At 39.8% G+C, this 22,471-nt stretch carries 18 protein-coding genes and 1 tRNA gene; 5 read left to right on the top strand and 14 right to left on the bottom strand.

What is annotated here, in order from left to right; all coding sequences use genetic code 11:
- Positions 1-54 precede the first annotated feature (54 nt).
- From A9P82_RS00095 to A9P82_RS00085, 3 genes are all read left to right on the top strand, one after another.
- Positions 55-1,473, top strand: coding sequence for a tetratricopeptide repeat protein (locus tag A9P82_RS00095; RefSeq protein WP_066202669.1), 1,419 nt, complete (start codon positions 55-57; stop codon positions 1,471-1,473).
- Between the two features lie 83 nt (positions 1,474-1,556).
- Positions 1,557-2,336 carry a phosphosulfolactate synthase gene (locus tag A9P82_RS00090; RefSeq protein ID WP_066202666.1) on the top strand — a complete coding sequence of 260 codons (780 nt, stop codon included), beginning with the start codon at positions 1,557-1,559 and terminating at the stop codon, positions 2,334-2,336.
- 71 nt (positions 2,337-2,407) lie between these two features.
- Positions 2,408-3,136 (top strand): shikimate dehydrogenase family protein, encoded by a 729-nt coding sequence (locus tag A9P82_RS00085; protein WP_066202663.1) that lies wholly within the window; start codon positions 2,408-2,410, stop codon positions 3,134-3,136.
- A gap of 15 nt (positions 3,137-3,151) precedes the next feature.
- Here A9P82_RS00085 and A9P82_RS00080 read toward each other — a convergent pair whose 3' ends face one another.
- The 8 genes from A9P82_RS00080 to A9P82_RS00045 form a co-directional block, all read right to left on the bottom strand.
- Positions 3,152-4,783 (bottom strand): hypothetical protein, encoded by a 1,632-nt coding sequence (locus tag A9P82_RS00080; RefSeq protein WP_156522565.1) that lies wholly within the window; start codon positions 4,781-4,783, stop codon positions 3,152-3,154.
- Positions 4,784-4,792: 9 nt separating this feature from the next.
- Complete coding sequence (locus A9P82_RS00075) at positions 4,793-6,289, bottom strand: hypothetical protein (protein ID WP_156522564.1); 1,497 nt, start codon at positions 6,287-6,289, stop codon at positions 4,793-4,795.
- 151 nt (positions 6,290-6,440) lie between these two features.
- Positions 6,441-8,048, bottom strand: coding sequence for a Na+/H+ antiporter (locus A9P82_RS00070; protein ID WP_066202653.1), 1,608 nt, complete (start codon positions 8,046-8,048; stop codon positions 6,441-6,443).
- Positions 8,049-8,164: 116 nt separating this feature from the next.
- Positions 8,165-8,773, bottom strand: coding sequence for a hypothetical protein (locus tag A9P82_RS00065; RefSeq protein ID WP_066209407.1), 609 nt, complete (start codon positions 8,771-8,773; stop codon positions 8,165-8,167).
- 52 nt (positions 8,774-8,825) lie between these two features.
- Complete coding sequence (gene bioA / locus A9P82_RS00060) at positions 8,826-10,118, bottom strand: adenosylmethionine--8-amino-7-oxononanoate transaminase (protein ID WP_066202650.1); 1,293 nt, start codon at positions 10,116-10,118, stop codon at positions 8,826-8,828.
- Positions 10,119-10,225: 107 nt separating this feature from the next.
- Entirely contained in the window at positions 10,226-10,852 is a 627-nt protein-coding gene (gene bioD / locus A9P82_RS00055; protein WP_066202647.1) for a dethiobiotin synthase, read from the bottom strand.
- Between the two features lie 33 nt (positions 10,853-10,885).
- Positions 10,886-12,025 (bottom strand): aminotransferase class I/II-fold pyridoxal phosphate-dependent enzyme, encoded by a 1,140-nt coding sequence (locus A9P82_RS00050; protein WP_066202644.1) that lies wholly within the window; start codon positions 12,023-12,025, stop codon positions 10,886-10,888.
- Positions 12,026-12,121: 96 nt separating this feature from the next.
- A complete protein-coding gene (locus tag A9P82_RS00045; RefSeq protein WP_066202641.1) occupies positions 12,122-12,718 on the bottom strand; it encodes a phosphatase PAP2 family protein in 597 nt (198 codons plus the stop codon).
- Positions 12,719-12,775: 57 nt separating this feature from the next.
- On the opposite strand from A9P82_RS00045, the gene A9P82_RS00040 reads away from it, so the two are divergent.
- A complete protein-coding gene (locus A9P82_RS00040) occupies positions 12,776-14,767 on the top strand; it encodes an LTA synthase family protein (protein WP_066202637.1) in 1,992 nt (663 codons plus the stop codon).
- Between the two features lie 108 nt (positions 14,768-14,875).
- Here A9P82_RS00040 and der read toward each other — a convergent pair whose 3' ends face one another.
- Positions 14,876-16,189 carry a ribosome biogenesis GTPase Der gene (gene der, locus A9P82_RS00035; protein WP_066202634.1) on the bottom strand — a complete coding sequence of 438 codons (1,314 nt, stop codon included), beginning with the start codon at positions 16,187-16,189 and terminating at the stop codon, positions 14,876-14,878.
- Positions 16,190-16,455: 266 nt separating this feature from the next.
- Here der and A9P82_RS00030 point away from each other — a divergent pair, with 266 nt between their 5' ends.
- Positions 16,456-17,709, top strand: a complete 1,254-nt coding sequence (locus A9P82_RS00030) for a TCR/Tet family MFS transporter (RefSeq protein WP_231891176.1) — start codon at positions 16,456-16,458, stop codon at positions 17,707-17,709.
- A 125-nt stretch (positions 17,710-17,834) separates the two neighbouring features.
- Here the strand turns inward: A9P82_RS00030 and A9P82_RS00025 are convergent, their stop codons facing one another.
- From A9P82_RS00025 to dnaA, 5 genes are all read right to left on the bottom strand, one after another.
- Entirely contained in the window at positions 17,835-18,887 is a 1,053-nt protein-coding gene (locus A9P82_RS00025; RefSeq protein ID WP_082915381.1) for an alpha/beta hydrolase, read from the bottom strand.
- Between the two features lie 158 nt (positions 18,888-19,045).
- A complete protein-coding gene (locus tag A9P82_RS00020; RefSeq protein ID WP_066209403.1) occupies positions 19,046-19,459 on the bottom strand; it encodes an OsmC family protein in 414 nt (137 codons plus the stop codon).
- Positions 19,460-19,600: 141 nt separating this feature from the next.
- The gene (locus A9P82_RS00015) at positions 19,601-20,443 is read right to left on the bottom strand and encodes a helix-turn-helix domain-containing protein (protein WP_066202628.1); all 843 of its coding nucleotides are present in this window, start codon (positions 20,441-20,443) and stop codon (positions 19,601-19,603) included.
- Between the two features lie 423 nt (positions 20,444-20,866).
- Positions 20,867-20,955 (bottom strand) — tRNA-Ser (locus tag A9P82_RS00010).
- A gap of 85 nt (positions 20,956-21,040) precedes the next feature.
- Positions 21,041-22,471, bottom strand: a complete 1,431-nt coding sequence (dnaA, locus tag A9P82_RS00005; RefSeq protein WP_066202625.1) for a chromosomal replication initiator protein DnaA — start codon at positions 22,469-22,471, stop codon at positions 21,041-21,043.

Here is a 22,471-nt window from a genome sequence, read left to right as displayed (position 1 = left end):
AATTAGTTGGCTGTTAAAAAATACAGGTTTATATTAGTTCCATAATTCAAGGCTATGCACGAAGAAAATTACAGCGAAGACAAAAAGATGTTTGAGCATTGGCTTCGGTTATACGAAGATATTCGCACGGGAAGTTCAGGCGTTTTTCTGGAAGAAGATGCTTTTTTGGAAATCATTGAATACTTCGACGAGACCCAATCGGTTAAAAAAGCGGCAGAAGCTACACACATTGCACTGGAATATTACCCCTACTCTTCCGCGTTGCTTGTAAAAAAGGCAGATTATCTTATCGTTGAAAGAAAATTTGAAGAAGCGCTGAACACTTTGGAACAAGCAGCCGTTTTTGATAATCAAGACATCAATACAACTATTCTGAAAACAGATGCTTACCTTGGTTTGGGGAAAGAAGAAGAAGCGGCGCGCGAACTGGAAGAGGCATTGCAAAAATTTGAAGGCGAGGAATGTGTGGATATGCTGTTTGAACTTGCTGATGTGTACGACGATTATGAATTGTTCGACAAAGTATTCGACTGTCTCAAAATAGTTCTTGATATAGAACCTAATAATGAAGAAGCTTTATACAAAATCTGTTTCTGGACAGATTTTACGGGGCGTAACGAAGAAAGCATCCGCATTCATCAAAACATTATAGAAAACTATCCGTACAACGAGCTTGCATGGTTCAATCTCGGTGCAGCGTATCAGGGTTTGAAACTGTACGAAAAATCGATTGACGCATACAAATATGCAGTTGCCATCAACGAAAAATTTGATTACGCGTATCGCAATATGGGCGATGCTTTTATGAGGTTGCGCAAATACAAAGACGCTATTGAGGTATTAAAAAAATCTTTGGAACTCGGCAGACCAGAAAGTATTATTTATGAAGCAATCGGCTATTGCTATCACAAAATGGGCAACGGCGAAAATGCACGTTATTATTATCGTAAAGCCATTCATTTAAGTCCTACGGAAAGCAAATTATATTACAAAATTGCTTTAACTTTTATGGATGAAGAGCAATGGCAGCAAGCATTGAAATCCATAGAAACAGCAATGACTTTCAGTCAAAACACGTATGAATATGATTTGATAAAAGGCGAATGCCTGATGAATCTTGAAGATTTTAAAGAAGCCATTCACGCATTCAGCGTTGTAGTTAAACACCGCTCTAAAAGTGTTGTAGGCTGGGCTTATTTAATCAGGTGTTTATACTATGCTGAAGAATACGAAACAGCCGCAGAACAGTCGCTAAACGCTTATGATAGCACAGGCAGCAAACCGCTTTTTCTTTTTTATCACGCATTTGCCCTGTATGCTACCGGCGACATTGAAGACGCACTGATATATATGGAATCTGCGCTGCACCAATCTCCCCGTTTGTTTAAAAAAGTGCTGGAATTAAATCCGGCAATTTTGCAAAACCATCGCGTGGTGGACCTGTTAGCCCGCTTCAGAAAAGTACACAAGTAAACTTTAAGTTTTTCTATTGGCATGAAATACAATGTATTTCATCATACTTCTTATTTTTGCCCGTACTAAGAAAAAATATTTCAATGAATTTTTATTTATCGCAAATTCCCGAAAGAACTGCATCACCGCGCGACTACGGATTAACAATGGTTATGGACAAAGGCTTGAGCCTTGAAGAAGCTAAAAATTTTGTAAGCGTTGGAAAAGATTATGTGGACATTGTGAAGCTCGGTTTTGGTACTTCGATGGTAACGCCAAATCTTCGCGAAAAAATTGAAGTATATCAATCCAATAACATTCCGGTTTACTTCGGCGGCACTTTGTTTGAAGCATTTTTGATAAGAAATAATATGGATGATTATATCCGGCTTTGCGAAGATTACGGCATAAAATACATGGAAGTAAGCGATGGTTCTATTACTATTCCCCATGCTGAAAAATGTGGCTATATTGAAAGACTTACAAAACACGCAACCGTTTTGAGTGAGGTGGGGAGCAAGGATGCAACTAACATTATGGCGCCTTACAAGTGGATTCAGTTGATGCAGGACGAACTGAACGCTGGCGCATCTTATGTAATTGCTGAAGCACGCGAAGCCGGAAATGTAGGACTGTACAGGGATTCCGGCGAAGTTCGGCAAGGTTTGGTAAACGAAATTTTGACCAAAATTCCGAAAGAAAAAATCATTTGGGAAGCGCCACAAAAAAATCAGCAACTGTATTTTATTCAACTGGTTGGCTGTAATGTCAATCTTGGCAACATCGCTCCTACCGAAATCATTCCTTTGGAAACCATGCGCATCGGTCTTCGCAGCGATACTTTTCATCTGTACTTAAACGACGGTAATAAAAAAAGCTATTGAAAAACGTGAGGCGTGAGTAGTAGAACGTCCAACTCACGATTCACGCCTCATGATATTTAATTTTTTTAGCAATGAAAAAATACGGCATCATAGGTTATCCGCTCTCCCACTCTTTTTCTCAAAAATATTTTACCCAAAAATTTATTGACGAAAAGATTGAAAACGCCGTGTTTGAAAAGTACGAAATGCCCGACATTTCAGGCGTTGAACAATTAATGCAGGATAAAGAACTCGAAGGATTTTGCATCACTATTCCACACAAAAAAAATATCGTTCCCTATCTTTCGGAAAGCACGGACGCTGTACAAAAAATGGGCGCATGCAACTGTGTACGCATCAAAAACAAGAAATTATTCGGCTACAATACCGATGCTGTTGGTTTTGAAAAATCGTTTATTCCGCACTTGCAACCGCAACATACAAAAGCATTGATTTTAGGAACGGGAGGTGCAGCGGCGGCTGTAGAATTTGTGCTGCAAAAATTAAATATTGCTTATCAATTTGTTTCCCGAAGTAAGACGGAAAATAATTTTTCTTACGAAGAATTGAATGAAAATATTCTAAAAGAATACACCATCATCGTTAACTGTACGCCGCTTGGCACTTTCCCGAAAACAGATGAAGCTCCTCTAATTCCTTATCAGTTGATTACTCCGGCGCACTATCTTTATGATTTGGTATATAATCCGTCGCTTACAAAGTTTCTTTCATTAGGAAAAGAAAAAGGTGCCATTATTCAAAACGGCTACCAAATGCTTGTGCTGCAAGCAGAAGAAAACTGGAAAATATGGAATGAATAAAAACTCCCTTCATTTCTAATTTGCATAATTGAACATTACCTGGTGCGTTTTTGCCACATCATAATAATGGTTGAAAAGATTTGTCTTTATCCCGATTGAAAAGTTAAATTCGGAATTTTTAGAAAAGTCTTTCGCACTGTGTACAAAGTAACCCACATTTCCTTCAATAGAAAGTCTGTTGCGCGGATTAATCAAATAGCCGAGACTTAACTGATTGATAAAATATCTGTGTACAACGCCCTGCAATGTCTGGCTGCCGAGTGTCGGTACACCCGCTTCTCCGCCCCAAAGGTCTTCGCCATTGTTGTATGTCAGCCCGGGATTTTCGCCTCGAAGTGTAAACATATCTTGCAGTACACCATACCATCTTCCTTTAGTATAGTTGAATATAGAAACAAATTCGTGGAAATTTGCTCCAAACGGGTCAGCAATCGGTTGATGATTGGTGGTATAATTTTGTCCAACCGGGTCTCGATGCCCATAAGTATATGGTCTCACACCGTTCCATTCCAGTCTCCAATCCAGCCCTTCCACATGGAAAATATTGTGCTGCCATGTACCAATCTGGAAAAAATATTTGTTGTTGATATGTTGCTTTTTATGCTTAAATGTTTGTCCAAGATTTAGGTCGTCAAAGCCAAACTGACCATAAATATATCCGCTTTTCAAGTTATATTTTCCGGTAAAGCCCATAAATTCATTATCACCCGAACCGAGCGAAAAATTCAGCGGCCATAACACCGGAAGCGGATTAAGATACTGCACGTCAAATCCTCTGTGATAATTTGAATCTTTTGCAAGCCAGATCAGGTTTTCAAAAAATCCAAGCTGCAAATGCTTGCCTACATTTGCTCCAAGATAATGAAACACGCTGTATTTGCCTTGGTCGGCTCCATTTGACAATTGGTCAGGATTATTAAGACGGCTGTAAACTACATTGTAGGTAAGCCTCCAATAAGCAGCTTTCAATCGTAAATACGGATAACTGTCCGCATTATCCGACCATAGCAGGCTGCGATAACCGTCGCCAACAAATAATTTTCCATAGCCTGTGGTAATAGAAATATGTTCGCTCGGCATGTATGACAGATAACCATCAATATGCGTGTAATTATAACGCCCTTTGCTGTCAGCATGTACTCTTTTCTCTCCCGGAACTGCGTTATCATTCTGTGCGATATATTCGTCTATGTATTGCGGAAATTCATTTACTGCCCGGTAGCCTTCAAATCCGAAAGATAATTTGTTATCAAAAAAAACGCCTTGAATATTCGCACCTATGCCACCGTTGAACAAAGAACCATCTTTATCGTTGCTTTTGCCGATTGTTCCTTCGAGAATTGGGTTGGCGGTAACAGCATAGTTTTTGCCCGACCATTGCAGCCAGTTAGAATTTAATAACCGTTTTGTGCCAACAGGACTTAGAGACATTCCAAAAATACTGTCCGATAATTTTGATTTTTGTAATACACCGCTTGCATTCCATTCCTGCCAATTCATCGACCGGAAGCCGGTAAAAACAGATGAGCCGGATTGAAGAATCAAACCGTTAAGATTATTCTGCACCTGCTGTTGCAATGGCACTAATTGTGCCGTTGCCCCGACTGAAATACCAAAAAATGATATAAATACTAAAATCTTCTTCATGTGTTGCATTTAAAAATCTTCAATCAGGTCGCGGAACGAACTTCTTAATCCAAGTACGAAAATATTATCTTTAAAACTACCATTTACGTCAGACGATTTTCTAACCGTAATGCCACCTTCAATTCGTAAATTTATTTTTGGATTGAGCAGGTAACCCGCACGCAAATCGCCATAATGCAGTTTTGTTTTTATTCCCGGTGTACCCGGCAATGCTCCAAATATGCTGCCCCCGGCATTCAGATACGCCGGCGTTATTGCAGAATTCCGGAAATAAGATGAATACAAGGCTTCGCCTCTGAATGTCCATTTTTTTATCCGGTAATTTACCACCGCTACGGCTTCCTTAAAATTATTTCCGAAAGGGTCTGCCAATGTCTGATTGTAATGCGAATAATCAATTCCTTCAGCATTGCCTGCATACATATATGGTTTTGCCCTGTCAAATTCGCCAATGAAACTTAATCCTTTCACTTGAAATATATCGGCGCTTCTCAAACCTAACTGGAATGCATATTTCTGCTTCCAGTTACTGCGCAGAAAATTACTGTAGGCAAGTTGCCCGTAAAGAAATGTCTGAGGCAAAATTTCATACTTCGCATTCAAGCCCGTCAAAGTATAATTTTCTATTCCCGATGGCGAATGCGTACCGTGTAAAAAAATGACGGGGCTAAACATAGTAGCTGCAATATCTTTTTCTCCGTCAGCCGTCTGGTCGGGCCAAACAATGGATTCCATCAGACCAACATTTCCGTGTTTTGCAAAATGCCAGTCAATATAAAAAGTTTGTCCCCATTTTCTTGGATAACTTATATCATTTGTACTAATGGCATTACCGGGATTTACATATTGGCTCCACATTACTGAATACTCAATAGCTTTGGTTTGCAGCGTAGCACGCAGGTATGGATAATTAAACGACCAATCGGAAAGCAGCATGGAACGATACCCGTCGCCGATAAAATTTTTACCATAGCCCAATTCAAACTGTACAGCATTCGTTGGCATATACACCAGGCGCGCCGAAGCATAGTTAAGGTCATATACGCCATTATCGGTTATCTTATGATGATTACCAAGGCGCGGCACAACCGTCAATTTACGCGCAGAGCTATCTACATAGCCCGGCAAAGATTCCTGTATTTCATAGTCTTCCGATTCAAAATAAATTTTCTTTCCTACGTTTCCCGAGATTCTGAATCCGCGCGTGTTGTTCCAAAACCTGTTAGAACCTTTTCTTCCACTGCTTGTTCCAATTTGGAAATCGGGCAGAAAATCTACAAATAAATGAAACTCATCCTGCCCAAAAGTGAGTAAATGCTCATTGAATATTTTTCGTTTCCAAACACTTCCCTCACTACGCTGTACGCTTGTATCTATATACAAATGATAATGAAATGCAGTATGCTGTAAACTGTTGTCACGATAATATGCTGCTTCATTCCATTTGTTGTATGGAGAAAGCACAACGTCGGTTTCCTGTGCAAAAGAAACTCCTGCAAAGAACATAAAACAAATAAAAAGAAAAATAGGCTGGCGCATGAATTTTATACAAAGGTTATGGGTGGAAAATTACAGTTAATTCCTATAAAACTAACTTTTTATCATTTCTTTTTTCCGACATTCTTTTAAGACAAAAAATAATATGTATGCTTATTCATTATGAATACATTTCCATTCTCAGGCGCATTTCTTCCAAATCCAGTTCTCGTTCAATTTTGCGCAATATTTCGTCGCTTGCCTCGCCTGTTCTGTGCATTTGCTGAACTTTATTTCTTTCAATATTCAGCAATTCTATTTGCAACTGCGAATATTGATTAAATACCGCCGTTGCAAGTGTCTTGCCTTTCCCGAAATAGTTTGCCGGTAGTTCTGTCTTTTGCAAACGATTATATTTTACTTCGTATTTGCTTTTAATATTGTGCAACAATTCATCCGGCATCAGCGATAAATTTTCTTCGATATAATTGATAGCCTCGCTTACTACTTTTGTACGCACATCGTATTCTTCCATTACGATTGAATATGGTTCTACTTTGAGCAACCGAATTAATCCGGGCAAGGTTAATCCAAGCAAAACCAATGTTGTCAGAATCACACAAAACGTGAGGTAAATAATCAGGCTTCGCTGATGAAAGGCTTCCTGCTCCGATACTATCATTGGCAATGCCATTGCCGCCGCCATCGACACTACGCCGCGCATTCCCGCCCAGCCGAATATGATAAGATTTTGCGTATTCTCTTTCTTCGTTGTGTTCAGTCCGTTGCCTTTTCTGCCCATTAAAGAATTTTTAATCATCGGCGGAATAATCCATACAAAACGCACGATGATTACAATCAAACTAATCCCCAATCCGTATAAAATCAATTCACGGGCAGGATAATCCTTAATGCCGTCCATTACGCTGCGCAATTGTAAGCCAATCAGTACAAAAATCAATCCGTTTAAAATAAACATCACGATATCCCACATGGAATCTGCCATCAAGCGGCTTTGATGTGTAAGCACCTGCCCCGAATTGAACGATAAAAACAAGCCGGTCGCCACCACCGCCAATACGCCGGACACATGAAAATGTTCCGCCAATAAATAGGAAGCATAGGGTGTGAGAAAAGTAAGCGACACTTCAATTACCGGGTCGGTAATAAATTTTTGATGGATAAATTTCATCACAAAACCAATCGCCAAACCGATGACAATACCTACACCTGCCACCAACAAAAAATTTAATCCCGCCTGCCACCAAATGAAATTTCCGGCAATAACCGCAGCCCAGGCATAACGATAAGCAATCAGCGCGCTTGCATCATTTACGAGGCTTTCGCCTTCAATCAATGTAAGTAATCCCCGGCTAAGTCCAAGATTTTTGGTAACGGCAGTCGCAGCAATCGCATCGGGCGGTGCCACAATTGCACCTAATAAAAACGCCAAAGCCCAACTCATATTCGGAATAAGCCAATGCGCTACAACTGCAACAATAATTGTGGTAAATAAAACCAATCCCACCGCAGCGTAAGTGATGGGCTTGATAGCTGCACGGAAATCGTGCCAGCTTGTACGCCAAGCCGCGAAATACAATAATGGCGGCAGAAACACCACAAACACCACATCCGGCGCAAGCGTAATCACAGGTAAATCGGGAATCAGGCTGATAACAATACCGCACAATACCAAAACAATTGGAAACGGAAATTTATATTTATGACTCAGCACGCCCAAAAAGGCAATGCCGAATAACAACATAACAATAATGGCAACATTTTCCATAAAAGTAAAAATACGGAAAAGGCTCGGAGAATTTTAATATATGGATTAATTGAATGATTAAAATTGAAAAACAAAAAAATATAAACGACTTGAAAAGCAAACCGTTTGAAAAAATATTAAGCTACTTCTTCCACCAACCCTTTAATCCATTGCTGATGCAATTCATCTTCAATCTTACAAACATCATCGGCAATCGGTTTCCAATTCGCATCAAACTCATTCAGCATTCGAGTCATTTCTTCCAAATGACCCGCTTCTTCCAGAATGATTGATTTTACATTCACTTTGGAATTGTGTTTGGTTAATACCCGTTGGTAAATATCATACAAATCATCGGCGCGTACTTCAATGGCATACGTTACCAAAATGTACGCTGCATCCTGCATTGCGCGTCCCGTTAATCCGCGACCATATAAATAACGACAAACTTTCGCATCCAACTGATGCAAATATTGATGGCTTTGAATCGGCGCAAGCAAATATTCAGCGCTATAATCGGGACAAAGATTTTCATCCAATTTCCCGATTTGCTTTTTCAAGTAAAAAGCGTGGCGAGCCTCTTCTGCCGCGTGTTTCAGCACTGTCAGGCTCACATGAACAGGATGTTCATATTTCGATATTTTTCTTGCTCCTACATTTTCCATTAATGATAAAGTGTTCAGCAATTTTGCATGAAGTGCATCGTTCTCAACAATTTTTTCTAAAGTAGTTTCAAATAAATTCATTTCTAATTGTTTTCTGTTATCGGTTTTTCGTTGTCTGTTAATTGAATATTGTTTATTGAGTGTTGAATATTTCAAGCAATTCTTCCATGCTTTGATATGCGTAATCCAACTGTTCATCGCTGATGCAATACGGCGGCAACAGATAAATAATATTTCCCAACGGACGCATCAACAAACCTTTATTTAAAAAATATTGATAAATAAAATCGCGCTTGTTATTCAAATAATCCGTTTCGCCCGTATCAATTTCCACCGCGAGAATTGTTCCTGTTTGCCGCACATCTTTCGCTTTCGGGTGCGAAGATAATTGTTGTTTTGCTTCGCAATGTTTTGCAACAATGCGCTGAATATTCTTTTGACAATCATCCGACAAAAGCAATTCAAGGCTTGCCAAGGCAGCCGCGCAGCCAATTGGATTTGCCGTAAACGAATGTCCGTGATACAAAGTTTTGTGCGCATCATCACTTAAAAATGCATCGAAAATTTCTGCCGTGCAAGCCGTGATGCCCATCGGCAAAGTGCCGCCCGTCAAGCCTTTCGAGAGGCAAACAATATCGGGCTTTGCATCTTTCAATTGATTACAGGCAAACAAAGTCCCTGTTCTTCCAAAGCCTGTCATCACTTCATCGGCAATCACAAGGCAATCATATTTTTTGCATAGCAAGAATAATTTTTCCAATGTTTCAGGCGAATACATTCTCATGCCGCCGGAGCCTTGCACCAATGGTTCTACGATGAAGGAAGAAACATTTCCTTGTTTCAAAATATTTTCCAATTCGCCCAAAGCCTTGCCTTCATTAGCTTTTGAAGGAAACGGAATAAACGAAACATCAAATAACATGGCATTAAACTGTTCCGTAAACAAACTTCTCGCGCTTACCGACATTGCGCCGAATGTATCGCCGTGATACGCGCCTTCAATCGCAACGATTTTTGTTTTCTGTTTTTCATTTTTATTCTGATGATATTGATGCGCCATTTTCAAAGCAACTTCAACCGCAGTCGAACCATTATCGGAATAAAAAATCCGAGCCATATCGCCGGGCAAAATAGGCAATAATCTTTCCGCTAATTCCACCGCAGGCTCATGCGTGAAACCTGCGAAAATACAGTGTTCCATCGTGGTCAGTTGCTCGGAAATCCGCTTCGCAATATGCGTATTTGAATGTCCGTGCAGCGTTACCCACCACGACGAACCGGCATCGATATATTGCTTGCCGTCTTCGGCATATAAAATTGCATCTTTGGCTTTCACAATACCAATCGCTTCCGACCAACGTTTCATTTGCGTGTACGGATGCCAGATGATGTTTTTGTCGCGTTGCGTTAAAGTTTTTTGATTCATATTTTATTACACGGATTTTATCGAATTACACGAATTAGTTGATGAATGCGTATGCACCGTCATTTGGCTTCGCCGATTTTCAATTCGACCGAAGGGAGAAATCTCATTCATAATTCATTCCATTGCTTCACAAATTCTTCAGCTTCTTTTTTAATAGTTTCCTGATTAATTTCATTCAATTCATTCACATAAATAATGTGTTCAACTCCCGAATAATTTTTAATAAAGGATTCCGAACTTTCATTTCTTTTTCCATTGACGATTAATGCCAAAACCTTGATATTTCTGTGTTTCAGCGCTTCCAAAGAGAGTAAAGTATGATTGATGCTGCCCAAATAATTTCTGCAAACCAACACAGTTTCCCAACCAAAATATTCCACAAAATCGAGCATGGTATTTTCATCATCCATCGGGGAATAAATGCCGCCTGCGGTTTCTATTAATAATAAATTTTCTGTTTGCGGAATTTGAAATTCTTTGAAATTATACTTCCTGTTTTCATGCGCGGCTGCCGTGTGCGGCGATGCCGGCATTAACAATTTTATCGCTTCATCGTGAATGACAGATTGCTCATTGGAAATCCATCGCTTGATTTTTATACTGTCGCTATTTTCCAAATCGCCCGCCTGCACTGGTTTCCAGTAATCGGCTTTCAACGCTTCGGTCATGATTGCGGAAGTAACTGTTTTTCCTGCATCGGTATGAATGCCAAGTATCGCTATTTTTTTAGACATAATTTTTTATTTAACTACATAGAAACATAGTTTTTAATCTATGTGGTTTATTATTATCAAACTTATTTCTCTCAACAACAAATCAATTTCCTCTTTCGTATTAAAACTGTGCAGGCAAATACGAATGCACTCCTCTCCTTTCGCCACAGTCGGACTTAAAATAGAAGATATATTGATTCTTTTTTCTTTACAATGATTGGCTAAAAGCCTCGCCAATTCATTGTTTCCGACGATGAGGCTTTGAATGGATGATGAACTTTTTTTCCAATAAAAATTCCGGATATTTTTTTTTTGCTGATTAAAATACTGAATGTTGAAATGTAATTTTCCCCTTTCTTCGGAATGATTTTGTATGAATTGATAACTGTTTTTAATCGCTTCAATCGCGTGCGGCGGTAATGCAGTTGTGTAAATAAATGAGCGCGCAAAATTGGTTAAATAATCCGTCAATGTTTTACTGCCAACGACAACCGCACCATGGCAACCCAGCGCTTTTCCGAAAGTATGCACGCGCGCAAAAACATTTTTTTGCAAACCAAATTGTTGCACAATGCCTTCGCCTTTATCGCCGAAAACGCCCGTCGCGTGCGCTTCATCCACAATTAAAGCCGCATTGTATTTTTCGCAAAGCGCAGCAATTTTTTCCAAAGGATTAATGTCGCCTTCCATTGAATAAACCGATTCTATAATAACAATGACAGGTAAATTTTCTTTGGAATATTTTATTAATTTTTCTTCCAAATCCTTGCTGTCATTGTGTTTAAAGCGAAAACTTTGCTTACAAAAACTCAACCGAATACCGTCGATAATACTTGCGTGAGAAAGCTCGTCGTACAAAATAGTCGTATGACGATTGGCAACGGAAGCAATCAAACCAAGATTCGCATCATAGCCTGAATTAAACAACAAAGCGCTTTCTGTTTGATGAAAATCTGCGAGAAATTTTTCCAAATCCATCGCATCTTTTGAATTACCGGACAACAAGCGAGAGCCTGTAGAACCTGAGACAGTTTGCGTTTCAGTGAAGTTTTTCAGATTTCTTGTGGCGATGCCGAGATAATCATTGGAGAAAAAATCAATGCCTTTTTCCACAAGAAACAATTGCCTTTTATTTCCTGCAAGCGCTCTTTCTTCCAAACGTTGCGATAAATATTTGTCTATTCCTGTCTGCATTGAGGGAACAAAAGTAGGGAATAGCAACAATTTTCAGGACGTGCTTTAAACAATCTTACTCACTCCGATTTTCTCTTGATAAAACGGGTTTCCCAATTATGCAGGTTTATTTTTGAAATGCAGGTTTTTATCTTCAAAGTATTTCATATAGATAAACGAAGTAAACAGTCCTACACAAGTCCCTACAATCGCCCCCACAAAAATATCTACCGGATAATGTACACCTACATACACCTGTGCGTAGCTCACACTTGCCGCCCAAAAAATAAACAACCATCCCCAACGTCCGACATATTTTTTCATTGTGATAAAAAAATAAACACCCATTGCAAAATGGTTTACTGCGTGCGAAGAAGGAAAACTTGGGCTTTGCGGGCGCGAACCAATCCGCAATATTTCCAGATAACGCATCACAGGGTCGTTGCAAGGGCGAAGCCTGTCAAACAGATATTTTAAAAAATGGCTGTTAAGCTGGTCGCTGAGCGTAATAGTAATAATTGCAAACAACAGCCACAGCCACGTTTTGTTTTTAGCGTTTAGAATCATAAAAACAAAAAGAAATACATACAGCGGAATCCATGTATTCTGGTTGCGCCACCAAGGCAGTACGGCATCAAGAAAACCGTTTGTCCATTGCGTGTTGATTTTGAGAAATAAATTTTTATCAAAATTTTCTATTGCACGAAGAAACATAAATTTAATACAGAATTAAAGATTATTTAATTTTGACGATTAATTACCATCATTATTATGAAGCGAATAAATATACCGCGTTCTATCAAATGGCTGCTTATTTTGGGCGTTATTTTTTTGATATTAATGACACTTACGCGCATAGTTCAAGTAAGCGTTTTCCCAAAACCGGACTCTGACGAAATACATCTCGGAAGTATCTTGTGGCTCGGCTTTCGTTACGATTGCAGAATGGTTGCATCCGCGTGCCTGCTGTTTTTCATTCTGTCATTGATTAAACCGCTAAATCCTTTTGAAACGAAAAAAGGAAAAATACTTGCTTTTATCCTGTGGACAGTTCTTATCATTTGGCTGCTCATATTCTATATTGCCGATTTTGCCAATTACGCATATCTCGATACCAGGCTAAATGCCAATGTAACGGACTATGCCAAAGATACCAAAGATGCACTTGCAATGGTGTGGGAAACCTACCACGTAATTTGGGTATTGCTGGGTTTGATTTTCGGAATCGTCGCACTCAACTGGATTGTAAGGGCAACATACAGACGTATTAAAAACAAGCCGATAAGCACAAATAAACCTTCGCGCATTGTTTCTTCCGCTGTATTCTTTCTCTTGCTGGCATTGGGAATTTTTGGTCGTGCAGGACAGTTTCCTTTACGCTGGAGCGATGCGTTTACTTTAGGCAGCGATTATGCGTCCAACATGGCGCTCAATCCGTTTCAGTCTTTTTTCAGCTCATTAAAATATACCAAAAGCACCTATTACGATTTGCAGCAAGTAAAGCAATATTATACACCTGCAATAACCGATTTCTTAGGTATTAAAAATATTGATACTACCAAACTAAACTATACAAGAACCGTAACGCCGGATAGCACATTAAGCACGAAACCCAACATTGTAATTGTGCTTTGTGAGTCATTCAGCTACTTAAAAAGTTCTATGAGTGGCAACAAGCTGAATCCCACGCCGTATTTTGACAGTCTTACCAAGCAAGGTGTTTTGTTTACAAGAGCTTTTTCTCCGTCTTACGGAACGGCACGCGGCGTATGGGCTTTGCTCACGGGCGAACCAGACACCGACCCGAAAAATACAACAAGCCGTAACCCGAATGCGGTAAACCAACATTTGATATTTGACGATTTTAAAGGCTACGACAAATATTATTTCTTAGGCGGAAGTCTTAGCTGGGCAAATATCCGCGGAGTTTTAGAAAATAATATTCCCGGTTTAAAAACGTATGAGCAACCGGATTATGACGGTCCCAAAATCAATGTGTGGGGTGTAAGCGATAAAGTGGTGTTTGAAAAAGCAAACGAAGTTTTTAGGAAAGAAAACAAACCTTTCGTTTCTATTATTCAGACTTCAGACAATCATCGTCCTTACACCATTCCTGATGCTGATAAAGATAATTTCCACCTGGTAAATGTATCTCAAAAAGAGCTGTTGCAAAACGGTTATACAAGCCTTGCCGAGTTCAATGCTTTTCGATATACCGATTATTGTTTCAGAAATTTTATCGAGTCGGCGAAGAAAGAACCTTACTTCAAAAACACCATTTTTGTATTTGTGGGCGACCATGGAACAAAAGGCGACGCATCGCGTTATTATTCCAAAGCGTGGACGGATGGCGACCTGGTATTCATGCACGTACCTTTATTTTTCTACGCACCGGCGTTTTTGAAGCCGCGACAAACAAGCACTTTTGCCTCGCAAATAGATATTTTTCCTACGGTTGCAGGCTTGGCAAAAATCAATTATACCAACACAACGCTCGGTCGCGATTTGTTTAGCAATGAACTTAAAAACGATTCTACCAAAGCTGCTGCATTTATCTATAATCCTATGATGAATTTCATCGGTATTGTAAAGGATTCTGTGTTTTATTCCATAGGCGTGGACGGGCAAGTACCCGAACAGGTTTGGCGTATTGACAATAACAATCCCGTGCATTTATCCGACTCTGCAAGGAATTACTATCATAGTTTAACCGAAGGAATTTTCAGTACAGGGCGTTATATGATTTTGCACAATAAGCAATAGTAAAGTTTGTCGAAAAAGCTATTAGATTAGAAAAATCAACGACGGGAATTGCCATTTGGCTCCGCTAATTTCAATTAGTCCGCAGGAAAATTTTTCTATTGATTATTTTTATTTCTTCCTGAAGAAGATTCTTACAGGCACGCCTTTGAAATTAAAGTTGGCACGCAACTGGTTTTCCAGATAATTTTTATACGGTGTTTTAATATCGTCGGGAAAATTGGCAAAGAATGCGAATGACGGTACGTGCGTAGGCAACTGCATCACATATTTTATTTTGATGGAATGTCCACGCACCACAGGCGCATGATACGCTTCGACGGCTTTCAACATTACATCGTTGAGCTTGCTTGTAGGTATGCGCTGCTTCTTACTTTCGCACACTTCCAAAGCAATTTCAATCGCTTTATGAATGCGTGTTTTTTCCTTTGCAGAAATAAAAATAATCGGCACATCCACAAACGGAGCAATGCGTTTTTTCAATTCATTTTCATAATCGCGCGCAGTGTTGGTTTCTTTTCCTTCAATCAAATCCCATTTGTTTACCAACAAAACAATGCCTTTTCCTTTGCGTGCAGCAAGCGCGAAAATACTGATATCCTGCGCCGTAATTCCTTTTTCAGCATCCAGCAAAAGCAAACAGGTATCTGCTTCGTCCATCGCTTTAATAGCGCGGATTACAGAGTAAAATTCAAGGTCGTCTTTTTCTTTATTTTTCTTACGGATGCCTGCTGTATCAATCAGAATAAAATCTTTCTGAAATAATTTGTAACGCGTATGAATAGTGTCGCGCGTAGTGCCTGCAATGTTGCTCACAATGGTACGCTCCTGCCCCGTAAGCGCATTGAGCAACGAAGATTTTCCCACATTCGGCTGCCCGATAATCGCGATGCGCGGCAGCTCGTCTTTCGGTGCTTCTTCGCCGTCTTTTTCATCTATCAAAGCCGTAACAGCATCGAGTAATTCTCCGCTTCCGCTTCCGCTGATACTGCTGATAAAAAATACATTTTCAAAACCAAGAATATAAAACTCGCTTGCATCAAGTAAGCGTGCATTGTTATCCACTTTGTTCACAGCCAAAAATACCGGCTTGGTAGAACGGCGCAAAATATTGGCAACAGTTTCGTCGGCATCGGTTAAACCCGCGGCAGCATCGGTCATAAAAATGACGGCATCGGCTTCTTCAATGGCTATTTTTACCTGCTTGGCAATTTCTATTTCAAAAATATCTTCTGAACCTTGCACAAAACCACCTGTGTCAATCACATTAAAATGTTTGCCGTTCCAGTCGGTTTCTCCATACTGCCTGTCGCGCGTAACGCCGCTGATATTGTCCACAATCGCTTTGCGCTCTTCGAGCAAACGATTGAAAAATGTACTCTTTCCCACATTCGGACGACCAACTATTGCAACTGTAAACCCCATTCAGATTTGCGATTTATGATTTATGATTTTGCAAAGATAGGCTGTATGTTCGGTAAAGGGAAATAAAAGCGAATAGAGTTGTTTCCGATATTCACAGTGCTAAGACCGGCAATCGAGAAAAGCCGGACAGGATTTATAGCCGAAGATTATTCCGGCAAACGCTTTATTAATACATCAAATGAAATAGCCTGTATTAAATATTCGTAAGATGAAATAATTAAAAACATTCGATAAATATTTCATTCTTACAAAATAAATGGTCAGTTTTGTCTGTATCAAATGAACACATCATGCGCACATCTAAGAACGCTGCCATAGGTTTTATCTTTGTTACCTTATTGATTGACGCGATGGGTTTCGGACTCATTATTCCCGTATTAGCCGATTTGATTGCCTATCTGAAAAAAATTCCCGTAAACCAAGCCAGCGCATACGGCGGCTATCTTTTGGCAGCATTTGCTATTACACAATTTTTGTTTGCACCGCTAATCGGCAATCTCAGCGACCGGTATGGTCGCAGACCTGTGCTATTGTTATCCTTGTTCGGCTTCAGCGTAGATTATATTATTATGGCATTAGCGCCAAGCTATGCGTGGTTGTTTATCGGGCGCATTATATCCGGTTTTACAGGAGCGAGCTTTACCACAGCCGCTGCATATATTGCCGACATCAGCACACCGGAAACAAGAGCCAAAAACTTCGGTATGATAGGTGCGGCATTTGGTCTCGGTTTTGTGTTGGGTCCTGCGCTCGGCGGATTTTTAGCTGCCTGGGGCTTGCGTGCACCCTTTTATGCAGCGTCTGCATTGTGCTTGCTGAACTGCTTGTACGGATATTTTTTCTTACCGGAATCTCTAAACAAAGAAAACAGGCGCGCATTTGACCGGAAAAAAGCAAACCCTTTCGGTGCGCTAAAGTTTCTTACCCGGCATCAGGAAATCGGCGGACTTGCATTCGGCTACTTTATGATATACTTAGGTGTGCAAGCCATCCAAAGCACCTGGAACTTCTTTACTATTTACCGCTTTCACTGGACAGAGAAAATGGTAGGTCTTTCACTGACATTCGTAGGTGTACTGATTGGCGGCGTGCAAGCCGGACTTACAAGAGTTATCAATCCGAAATTAGGCGATAAAAACAGCATTTATCTGGGGCTTTCCCTCTATGTGTTTGGGCTTGTTTTATTTGCATTTGCTACGCAGGGATGGATGTTATTCGTGATTTTAATTCCATATTGTCTCGGCGGCATTTGCGGACCATCTTTACAATCGGTTATTGCAGGTCATGTTGCTTCAAATCAGCAAGGCGAACTACAAGGTGCGCTTACTGCCTTGATGAGCCTAACGACCATCATTGGTCCTTTGATTATGAATGATGCGTTTGCTTATTTTACTTCGGACAAAGCGCCATTTCATTTCCCGGGAATACATTTTTTGATTGGTGCAGTTTTTATGCTGTTGAGCATTCTAATCGTTTATAAAGTACTGACGAGAGAACAGAGATTGAAGCAGGAAGGATAACAACACCAAACTCTTTCCGGAACACTTACTCCCAAAAGGCAATCCATTAAAAACAATATATCCAAATTATAAAAAGCCCCTCAACTATAGATTTTGAAGGGCTTTTATGCGTTCAAGAATATTTATCACTTTGTAAACAAAGCATTATGCAGTACTATTGCCGCCTGTTTAATTGATTCTTGTATTGCAGGAATATGCGATAACGGATTGAGCATACCATAATCATGGATAAATCCTTTGTATTCTGTAATAGTAGTAGGAACGCCTGCTTCATCCAGCTTCCTGGCATAGGCAACTCCTTCATCATGAAGAATATCGTTTTCTGCTACTTGCACCAATGCGGGCGGTAATCCTTTCAGCTCTTCTAAACTTGCCTGGTAAGGAGAAGCGTATTTGTTTTTACGTGCTGCTGCATCCGGCAGATAATTATCCCACATCCATTTCATTAATGGCGTTGTAAGGAATCTTCCCTGCGCATATTTGTCATAGGATTCACGGCTGAAATCCGCGTCAGTTACGGGCCATAAGAGAATCTGCTGCAACAATTTCGGTCCTTTTTTGTCCTTTGCCATCAAGGCGACAACAGCTGCCATGTTTCCACCAACGCTATTACCCGCAACTGCTAACTTAGAGCCATTCACAGCAATTTCATCTCCGTGTTCAGATACCCATTTGGTAGCTGCATACGCCTGATTGATTGCTACAGGGAAGTGAGCTTCCGGAGAAGGCGTATAGTCGGGAAAAACTGCAACCGCACCGCTATTTACTACTAAATCTCGCACCAGTCTTTTATGCGTTGGGTAATCTCCCAATATCCAGCCGCCGCCGTGAAAAAACATAAATACCGGCAACCCATCTTTAGCGCCTTTAGGTTTTACAATGTGGATTTTTACAGTCAATCCGTCTTCGGTAATTGTTTTTTCCGATTCTTCAATATCGGAATAGTCGTAAGTAACGGATTTTTGTGCGTCGATAAGTACCTGACGCGCGTCTTTGGGAGACAATGTTTCCAGCGGTTCTCCGCCGCTGTTGTTCAATACTTTCAGGAAAGCCCTGATGTCTTTTGAAATGTTCATATCCTGTTCTGCAGGAATGGTCGTCTGTGCCATAATAGAAGAGTTTAAGATTAAAAATGAAATACCTGATAAAAACACTGATTTTAAAATATATTGTTTCATGTGTTTATTTTTTATTTTTTTTAATTGCCACATGGAATGCCTCTAAATAATCATCGCTTTGGGTATGTAAAATACTTATGGGCATTTCATCTGTTTATTTTTTGTTGTTAAACACCTGCCAGACCAAGTGGCAAAGGAGAATTATGATAATTGAACTTTTAAGCAACCAAAATTGCCTCCAAAGCAATTTCAAAATTGAAAGCATTGCTTACGGGACAGTTTTTTTCTGCGCCCGCTGCAATTTGCCTGAATGCTTCCTCCGGAATACCTGGCACTTTTGCCTTTAAGTACAATTCCGACTTTGTAATTTTCCCGTTGTCCAATGTAATAACGGATTCCGTTTCCAATGATTCAGGTGTATAACCCGCCTGTGTAAGGTCGAGACTCAGCTTCATAGTAAAACAACCCGCGTGCGCTGCAGCCAGCAGCTCTTCAGGATTGGTACCGATTCCCTCTGCAAAACGGCTGTTAAATGAATATTGCGTTTTGTTTAAAACGGTACTCTGTGTGGTAAGATGACCGTTTCCTTCTTTAATATTGCCGTTCCAAACGGCGGTAGCTTTGCGTTTCATAATCTTTATTTTTTGTTTTTGATTAATTTGATAATGCAAATCTACTGACGTATCAAGGCTCATAAAATAGCAAAATGGCAATATTTATTGGATATTTTTCCCTACAATGAAATATTAAATATAATTATGCTAAAATATTATTTATACAAAACCTTTACGAAAGCCTGCCGGCGCAATCTTTGTTTTTTGTGCAAATAACCGGTTGAAATAAGCCGGGTCGTCATATCCCAATTCGTAAGCAATTTCTTTTACGCTAAGCTCTGTATAAGCCAGCAGCCGCTTTGCTTCCAGCAGAATACGATTCTTGATAAATTCGTTTGGATTGTCCAACTTCAATTTATTGAATTTGTTTGTCAGCGTTTTTGGCGCCATACCCATTAAGTCTGCATAATCAGCTACCGTATGTTTTTCCCTGAAATGTATTTCGACCAAACGCCCGAAATTTCTAACCATTTCGGTATCGGCGTTTATAGTATGTTCCTTCCCTATTGAAAGATTTTGTTTTTTCCAAAGGCGTGTTGCGTGTATAATCATTTCTTTAAGGCGAATACGAATCATCTCTTCTGAGTGTATGTCTCCTAACGCAAGCTCTTCTATAATATTATCAAATATTCTTTTTACGATTCCGTTTTCGGAAGTCGATAATTCCGTTTTCGGAATCTGGAAGATATTATTAAACAGCAAACCATCGCAAGCGACTTCCGCATCATGAATCTGCACGCAATAAAAATCCCGGTTATAGTAGAGCATGTGTGCCGTACCGCCATCTGCTTTTAAAATATTCAACAACTGATTGGCATTAATAAAAAACAGTGCAGGCTTTACAGTTTCATATACATTAAAATCTACCGTTAAGCTGTAACCCTTCGGCACCAGCAACACCTTAATGTATGGGCGAAAAGACGGAATGTTTATCTCATCAACGTTTGCAGGTGTTACCAGCTGGTACCCTAACTTTTTATAATTAGATTCGTATTGATACATTATAAAATTATTTTCCGAGAGTCTGTTTGAATGATTGAATATTGATTTTGTAGTAACATTTTTTTGAATTTGAAGTTCTGTTCTGCAAGACTGTTAATTAGTTCAAACAAATATTAGCCCCTATAATAAAAACAAGCACAATGAAAAAATCTTTACGAATTATAGCAGTAACACCGGTAATACAAAATTAAAGAACGATTTTAAACAGACAGATTCTAAGGTAAATAATTTTTGAATTCTTTTCCGAGTCCTATCTTCTGTAATGCCGATTTAATAAATATTCTGATGCAATTAGTTGGACAAAATTATTGACTTGACCTGCCCACCAGTCAGATGACCAAAATTGGATTGAATTAGAGTAGAAAAAAAACCGCGCCACTATTGAGTTTGGCGCGGGTTGCTTTGCGACGAGCCGCAATGGAGCGGTGAGGAAGGGATTCGAACCCTTGGTACAGTTTAACCCGTACGGCAGTTTAGCAAACTACTGATTTCAGCCACTCATCCACCTCACCGTTTTTGCCGAAAACACCTGCTGTTAAACAGGAGCGCAAAAGTATATTTATCAGAAAGAAATTCCAAATTTTATTGGTAATTATTTTACATCGAAGCAAGCTGAACTTTTTGTGTAAGTTCCATTACATTTTCTTTAAAAACGCTATCGGTATCCATTAAGTCTTTCACGGTTTGGCAACTATGAATAACGGTAGTATGGTCGCGCCCGCCAAAATGCTCGCCAATGGTTTTTAAGGAGTTCTTGGTAAATGTTTTAGAAAGATACATGGTAATTTGCCTTGCCTGTACCACTTCTCGTTTACGCGTTTTCTCTAAAAGGCGATTGTAAGGAACATCGAAATATTCACACACCATTTTTTGGATGGCATCAATGGTAACTTCTTTATTGTTGGTTTTAATAATATTGCGCAAAACCTTTTTTGCTAAATCAATATCTATGTCTCTTTTATTGAGAGAAGACTGTGCCAACAAAGAAATCAACGCTCCGCGCAGTTCACGCACATTGCTTGTAAGATTATATGCCACATACTTTACCACTTCTTTCGGCATTTCCAGTCCTTCTTCGCGCATCTTTTGTTCAAATATTTCGATACGTGTTTCATAATCCGGCACCTGAACATCTGCGCTCAATCCCCAACGGAAACGGCTTAGTAACCTTTCCTGCAAGCCGTCCAAATCTTTTGGAGCCTTATCCGATGTTAATACCAATTGCTTTCCACTTTGCTGCAAATGGTTGAAGATGGCAAAAAATGCGTCCTGGCTTTTTTCTGCACGATTGAAAAATTGAACATCATCAATCAGCAACACGTCTATCAACTGATAGAAATTAATAAAATCATTTATTTGATTATTACGGCTATGATGCTGGAACTGATTGATAAATTTTTCACTACTCACATACAGGACTACTTTGTTCGGATGCAACTTTTTTACTTCATTGCCTATTGCATGAAGCAGGTGCGTTTTCCCCAACCCGGAACCGCCATAAATGAACAATGGATTGAAGGAATTGTTGCCCGGTTTTTCGGCAACGGTCTTTCCTGCACGCCTTGCCACGCGGTTACAATCTCCTTCTACGAATTTTTCAAAAGTATCCTCGGAATTGAGTTGCGGGTCAATCTGCATTCGTTTTATACCCGGTACAATGAATGGATTCAGCCCGTTTGTATCATTGATTTTCATAGGTAAAACCAAGGTGTTGGCATGCGTTTTTTCTTCGCCCGATGGAACTTTCATGTATCCTTTATCGGTCGTATTGCCGCTATCTATCATGATGCGATATTCGAGCCGCGCATCGCGACCCAGCTGGCGTTTCAGGGTTTTTGCAAGTAGCGACACATAATGTTCTTCCAGGTATTCGTAGAAAAAATTACTGGGTACTTGTATCAGCAAAACGTTGTCTTTTAACTGCAAGGGTACAATTGGCTCAAACCAGGTTTTAAAATGCTGCCATTCAACAATGTCCTTAATTATATCGAGACAATTTGCCCAAACAGATTCCGCCGTTTTACTCAT

The organism is Arachidicoccus sp. BS20, assembly GCF_001659705.1.
Classification (GTDB): Bacteria; Bacteroidota; Bacteroidia; order Chitinophagales; family Chitinophagaceae; genus Arachidicoccus.
Note: the sequence above shows the minus strand (reverse complement) of the source record. Positions and strands in the feature narration are given on the sequence as shown.

Bases quoted from the DNA above. Each gene is read 5' to 3' on its own strand.
- A9P82_RS00070 (WP_066202653.1), bottom strand. From the start codon at position 8,048: ATGGAAAATGTTGCCATTATTGTTATGTTGTTATTCGGCATTGCCTTT.
- A9P82_RS00015 (WP_066202628.1), bottom strand. From the start codon at position 20,443: ATGTATCAATACGAATCTAATTATAAAAAGTTAGGGTACCAGCTGGTA.
- A9P82_RS00090 (WP_066202666.1), top strand. From the start codon at position 1,557: ATGAATTTTTATTTATCGCAAATTCCCGAAAGAACTGCATCACCGCGC.
- dnaA (WP_066202625.1), bottom strand. From the start codon at position 22,471: ATGAGTAAAACGGCGGAATCTGTTTGGGCAAATTGTCTCGATATAATT.
- A9P82_RS00095 (WP_066202669.1), top strand. From the start codon at position 55: ATGCACGAAGAAAATTACAGCGAAGACAAAAAGATGTTTGAGCATTGG.
- bioA (WP_066202650.1), bottom strand. From the start codon at position 10,118: ATGAATCAAAAAACTTTAACGCAACGCGACAAAAACATCATCTGGCAT.
- A9P82_RS00040 (WP_066202637.1), top strand. From the start codon at position 12,776: ATGAAGCGAATAAATATACCGCGTTCTATCAAATGGCTGCTTATTTTG.
- A9P82_RS00065 (WP_066209407.1), bottom strand. From the start codon at position 8,773: ATGAATTTATTTGAAACTACTTTAGAAAAAATTGTTGAGAACGATGCA.
- der (WP_066202634.1), bottom strand. From the start codon at position 16,189: ATGGGGTTTACAGTTGCAATAGTTGGTCGTCCGAATGTGGGAAAGAGT.
- A9P82_RS00085 (WP_066202663.1), top strand. From the start codon at position 2,408: ATGAAAAAATACGGCATCATAGGTTATCCGCTCTCCCACTCTTTTTCT.
- A9P82_RS00025 (WP_082915381.1), bottom strand. From the start codon at position 18,887: ATGAAACAATATATTTTAAAATCAGTGTTTTTATCAGGTATTTCATTT.
- bioD (WP_066202647.1), bottom strand. From the start codon at position 10,852: ATGTCTAAAAAAATAGCGATACTTGGCATTCATACCGATGCAGGAAAA.
- A9P82_RS00080 (WP_156522565.1), bottom strand. From the start codon at position 4,783: ATGAAGAAGATTTTAGTATTTATATCATTTTTTGGTATTTCAGTCGGG.
- A9P82_RS00045 (WP_066202641.1), bottom strand. From the start codon at position 12,718: ATGTTTCTTCGTGCAATAGAAAATTTTGATAAAAATTTATTTCTCAAA.
- A9P82_RS00020 (WP_066209403.1), bottom strand. From the start codon at position 19,459: ATGAAACGCAAAGCTACCGCCGTTTGGAACGGCAATATTAAAGAAGGA.
- A9P82_RS00050 (WP_066202644.1), bottom strand. From the start codon at position 12,025: ATGCAGACAGGAATAGACAAATATTTATCGCAACGTTTGGAAGAAAGA.
- A9P82_RS00075 (WP_156522564.1), bottom strand. From the start codon at position 6,289: ATGTTCTTTGCAGGAGTTTCTTTTGCACAGGAAACCGACGTTGTGCTT.